The 4,473-nt window shown below is 48.7% G+C and carries 5 protein-coding genes; all 5 read right to left on the bottom strand.

Annotated features, from left to right (window positions below):
* Positions 1–28: 28 nt before the first annotated feature.
* A complete protein-coding gene (locus PSF28_RS22315) occupies positions 29–208 on the bottom strand; it encodes a hypothetical protein (protein WP_094962660.1) in 180 nt (59 codons plus the stop codon).
* Complete coding sequence (locus tag PSF28_RS22310; RefSeq protein WP_094962659.1) at positions 198–1,847, bottom strand: AAA family ATPase; 1,650 nt, start codon at positions 1,845–1,847, stop codon at positions 198–200. The genes PSF28_RS22315 and PSF28_RS22310 overlap by 11 nt, the downstream gene beginning before the upstream one ends.
* Positions 1,848–1,933: 86 nt before the next feature.
* Entirely contained in the window at positions 1,934–2,485 is a 552-nt protein-coding gene (locus PSF28_RS22305) for a hypothetical protein (protein WP_131680953.1), read from the bottom strand.
* A gap of 380 nt (positions 2,486–2,865) precedes the next feature.
* Complete coding sequence (locus PSF28_RS22300; RefSeq protein ID WP_094962654.1) at positions 2,866–3,147, bottom strand: hypothetical protein; 282 nt, start codon at positions 3,145–3,147, stop codon at positions 2,866–2,868.
* Between the two features lie 282 nt (positions 3,148–3,429).
* A partial coding sequence (locus tag PSF28_RS22295; RefSeq protein ID WP_272671854.1) for a YadA C-terminal domain-containing protein occupies positions 3,430–4,473 on the bottom strand: 1,044 nt, incomplete at its 5' end.

Here is a 4,473-nt window from a genome sequence, read left to right as displayed (position 1 = left end):
AAGCCCCTAAATCAGGGGCTTTTATCTTTCATCGGGCATTACTTTTTAACATATTCAATGCTGCTTTTTGCCATCGCATGGCATGTTCCAGCAGGATCACAGCCTCTTCCTTACCCTGGAAGGCATCTCCAGTAAACACCTGCGCATCGAATTGGTCGCAAATTTCTGCGGCCCTGATCTGTTCAGGGCTTTGTTCATTACGCTGCATTATCTTGCTGCCTTTCGTTTTTAGAGCGGATTTGTACCCCCCGGAACATCGCACAACGGCGGAACATCTCAATGTCTGGGATTGCCCCATCACCATGCTTGGCTCGGCACATACGCAGTGTCAGGCGAAGCAGCATCTTGATATCGCGAGGAGGCATTGTAGGGAATCGTTCCACCAGCTGATTCAGTAGATTTTCGCTGAGTTCGACACCAAAGTTGTCTGCCATCACCTGCCAAATTTTCTTGGCGTCATCAATCGTAGGCACGTCATAGCGAATGATCGCTGCACAACGAGGGATGATAGCTTCATCCAGGTCATCTTCACGGTTTGATGTCATAAACATCAGGCCGTCGAAATACTCCATCGTGCGTAGGAATTCAGCGACCACTGCGTTATGAACCATATCCAGCCCACGAGCCATAACGAACACATCCGCTTCGTCCAGGAGCAGCACACAATCCCAGCGACGGGCACGCATTAGAACGGTTTTCAGGTTCTTGTCGATCTCTTCAGCGTTAATGCCCAAAGTGCCTGCATGGATGGAGTACAGCGCTCTTTCCGTCAGTTCTGAATACACTTCGGCAGTCAGCGTTTTCCCCAGCCCCGGCTTGCCTACGCACATGATGATATTGCCCGCACTTTTACCTTCGATAATGTCGCTGGTAAAAGCGGTAATATCGGTGGTTAGGACATCCAATAAATCGCTATGCGATTCTGGCAAAATCATCTTGTTACGCAGGTTTTTGTCGTACTCGTATGGCTCGACATTATTCGAATGCACCCAGACGAACTGATGAAGTGACAGGTCGAAGAAACGAACTGCTGTAGCTTCAGGCAACACGCCGAAACCATCAGCCGTATCAGTACACAGCAAGTCGGTTTCAACCATCTCACTGACCGGCCCGCACTCGCTGGTGGGCAAGTCATGGATTAGCTTGTGACCCGCAATGTTCAAATTGCGATCGTAACTGCCATACCCTTCGATTTTGTTTGCCGCACCGATAGCACGGAATTGGCGAGGGAACTGGCCTTGTACCTGCTCGTGATACCGTTTCAGCTGTTCATCGTATTCAGCACGCAGCTCCGGCGTTTCTTTGAATAGGTTTTGCTCAGCCAGAATTTTTGAAACATGACGGCGAGCTACTTCTTGGGCATAAAACTTAATGCTGCCAGTGTGGACGGAATAGGGTTTATCACGGTTCGAATTATTACCGTAGCCATACCATGAAATATTGATGTCCACAGACGGCGGCTGGTTTCGGTAGCTGCCGCTGGTATTGTGTTTAACGGATGTAACCAGCGCGACATACAGATTACCATCACCGTCACGACGGTAGATCCAGCCATCTTTGGCATCACGACGTAGGTATTCAAACAGGACACCATCAAAAGCCTGAAAACTCGCAACAGGCTTAGAAAAATCACCGTTCTTTGCCGCAACGATCGAGTCAATGACGCGGACAATTTTCTTTTGCCCCATTTTCTCACAGGTATTTCGTAGGTCGTTAACCGCCTCTTCACTTAGCATGTCAGTGTCGATATCAACTTCCTGACTATTGCTTGCGTTAGAGAAGGCCTTGCTGGTCAGCTCTTCGAGCGTGGCGTTACGTAAAATGCCATTGGTGATGGTAATAGCCATAAAAGCTCCGATAGGTGGTTGTTTAGGGATTATCTGGGAATAAGCACAGTTAACGAAAAAAGCCCGCCGAAGCGGGCTGAGGTGGCTTACTTCGTCCCCATCGTTTTCTTGTAGAGTTCCCAAGCCTTATCTTCAGGCAGCTCAGCTAAAATGATGATGTCTTTGCCGTTGTGCTCACGGCAACCTGTGAAAATTGCGGTTTTGTCTTTAGCCTTGCTAAGGTCTATGCCGTTGATGCCGTACAAAGCATCATTTTTCACATAGAGCAGCTTTTTGGGGAATTCACGCTTAAAGCGGGCGCGCAGCTTTTTCTCTTGCTGCATATCGGAAACCAGCAGTTCCACCAAAAACTCAAGATCCATGTCATGCATCATTTTTTTGCCTGTTTTCGGATCATTGAATTGAGACTCCAGAGCCGGAAGGGTTTTGGCGAAGGCTTCAGCCTCTTCTAACATCTTGCCTTTACCATCCAGCGCGTGAATAAACGTGCAACCGCCTTCACCGCTGTTGTACGACGTTGCGATCGCCTTACCGTCAAAGCAAACCTTGGCTTCAAAGCACCAGGTTTCGTGGCTGGCGAACGAAGACACTTTCAACGAAGTCAGAGTGATGCGGGTCTGATTGATTTGCTGAGTCATGGTAAATCTCCAATTGAGTTATTCGTTTTGTTTACTGCCTGTGAATCCAGTATCACCCCACCCTAGCCGCTGACAAACAGTCAAAATGAAAAAAATATGTTTTTTTGTTGAGTTACCCACATAAGAAAAAACCCGCAGATTGCGGGCTCTCATGGCGTTTTTCGTTAAACCAATCGACAGGTACCTCTTTGGATGAAAAACAGTAAGATGAGTGCGCCTACAGCATGAAAAATGAGATATGTGTTTAAGAGAAAAACAGCACTGAGATAATCGGTAGCACTTGGCGTATACCCGAAGCATGCTTTCCCTCTCTTATTCATACCTTGTATGATTAGGAATCAAAAAGGCCGATTACCGGCCTTTTTTAATGTATTTCTGGTTTACTTAGCGGCTTTAAGCGCAGATGTACGCGGCCAGTAATGCTTGGGTTTGGCCTTACCCGTTTTACCCTGTGGCACGCTGACTACGTAACTGATTTCATCGCGGGGGTAACCCACTCCCGCGCTTTTAAATAGGTCGGGAAAGCTTTCCCGGTGCTTGTTGGTGAAGTTAGCATGTGGTTTTAGTACGGCGACAACTGTTCCGGTTTTTTCACGCTCATAGCCCTGCGCCTGGCTTGTCCAGGTAACTTCATCACCAACTGCAAATTCTTTCTGGCTCATGTTGACCTCGTCGGTTTGAAAAAAGATGTGCGGTGCCGGGTGCCTCCCAGTGAATCGGTGTATCAAGCCGACTCGCCTTCACCGAACCCCAGTGCTTTTCATACTGAAAAGGGACAACTGAGTTGTCGTTAGTCACTGTTTGATACAAAGCCCCTGCGCATAGCGGGATTCACCGCACAGCTCTATCTTGTCTCACGTATCGTGGCTGACGAAATTTCAGACAACAAAAAGGCCAGCAACGAATGCTGGCCTTGAATTTACTTTGGATAAAAGGTGTTTTAATTACCAGCCACTGGCAATGCCTACACCGATCGCGTTGTTGTTTTCACTATCCAACGATACGTTAAAACGGATTCGAGTATTCGGCGAAGTTTTGAATTGCACGCCACCCGCGATTGCGTTTCCGTTCTGGTAATTACCCAGCCCGATGCCGTAACTGAAGGTGCTATCATTAGCATAAGGAATGGAAGAGATAGCCGTGACACCAGCAATACCAGCATTCAAACGCTTTTCAGCTCGCTCAATTTTTTCACCCAGCTGCTTGAACTGTTTGTTGGACGAGTCACGCAACTCCCGGAACTTGGTATCGGTATAGTAGTTCGCATTCAACTCCGCTGTATCTGCGGCGTTCTGAGCGTAGGCCACACTTTGCTGATAACGAATATCGGTATAGCTATTCGATTTGGTTACCGCGTTTTTCTCTGCCTCTTCCGCACGGCCAAAGGCCTTGTCGGCTTTTTTGTCGGCCACTTGCGCCGCTTTGATTGCGGTTCCAGCCTTCTCTTTCGCATCGTTAGCGACACCTCGGACCTGATCAACTTTGGTATTCGCCTCGTCGGCTGTAATTTGTGCCCGATCAGCTTTCGAGCTTGCGGTATTTGCAGTCGATTGAGCCTCATCCGCCTTTCCAATTGCCGTATCTGCTTTTGAAATTGCGGTATTAGCACTGGCCTGAGCATTGTCCGCAGAGGACTGAGCCTTATCTGCTTTAACGTCTGCCGCATTTGCCGCTGCATGAGCATTATCAGATTTAGCCGAAGCAACGTCAGCGGTGCTTTGTGCCTTATCAGCTGATGCTTGGGCGTTGTCCGCTTTTTTGTCAGCCGTGGTAGCTACCGCATGCGCATTGTCAGCGGTGGTTTGGGCTTTGTCTGCGGACGCTTGAGCTGTGCCAGCTTTGCTACTTGCATCGTTCGCAGCCTGCTGTGCTTTATCCGCCGAGGATTGAGCGCTGTTTGCCGTTGCCTGTGCATCATCCGCCTTCTTGTTTGCCTGGTTGGCAGAGGTTTGAGCGCCATCCGCTTTTTGGCTCGCCTGATCAGCTGA

This window comes from Providencia sp. PROV130 (assembly GCF_028482225.1).
GTDB lineage: Bacteria > Pseudomonadota > Gammaproteobacteria > Enterobacterales > Enterobacteriaceae > Providencia > Providencia rettgeri.
The sequence above is the reverse complement of the archived record's forward strand: the minus strand, read 5'-3'. Positions and strand labels throughout refer to the sequence as shown.

What these genes read in the sequence shown, in the direction of transcription:
- PSF28_RS22315 (WP_094962660.1), bottom strand. Translation starts at nt 208, where the DNA reads ATGCAGCGTAATGAACAAAGCCCTGAACAGATCAGGGCCGCAGAAATT.
- PSF28_RS22310 (WP_094962659.1), bottom strand. Translation starts at nt 1,847, where the DNA reads ATGGCTATTACCATCACCAATGGCATTTTACGTAACGCCACGCTCGAA.
- PSF28_RS22305 (WP_131680953.1), bottom strand. Translation starts at nt 2,485, where the DNA reads ATGACTCAGCAAATCAATCAGACCCGCATCACTCTGACTTCGTTGAAA.
- PSF28_RS22300 (WP_094962654.1), bottom strand. Translation starts at nt 3,147, where the DNA reads ATGAGCCAGAAAGAATTTGCAGTTGGTGATGAAGTTACCTGGACAAGC.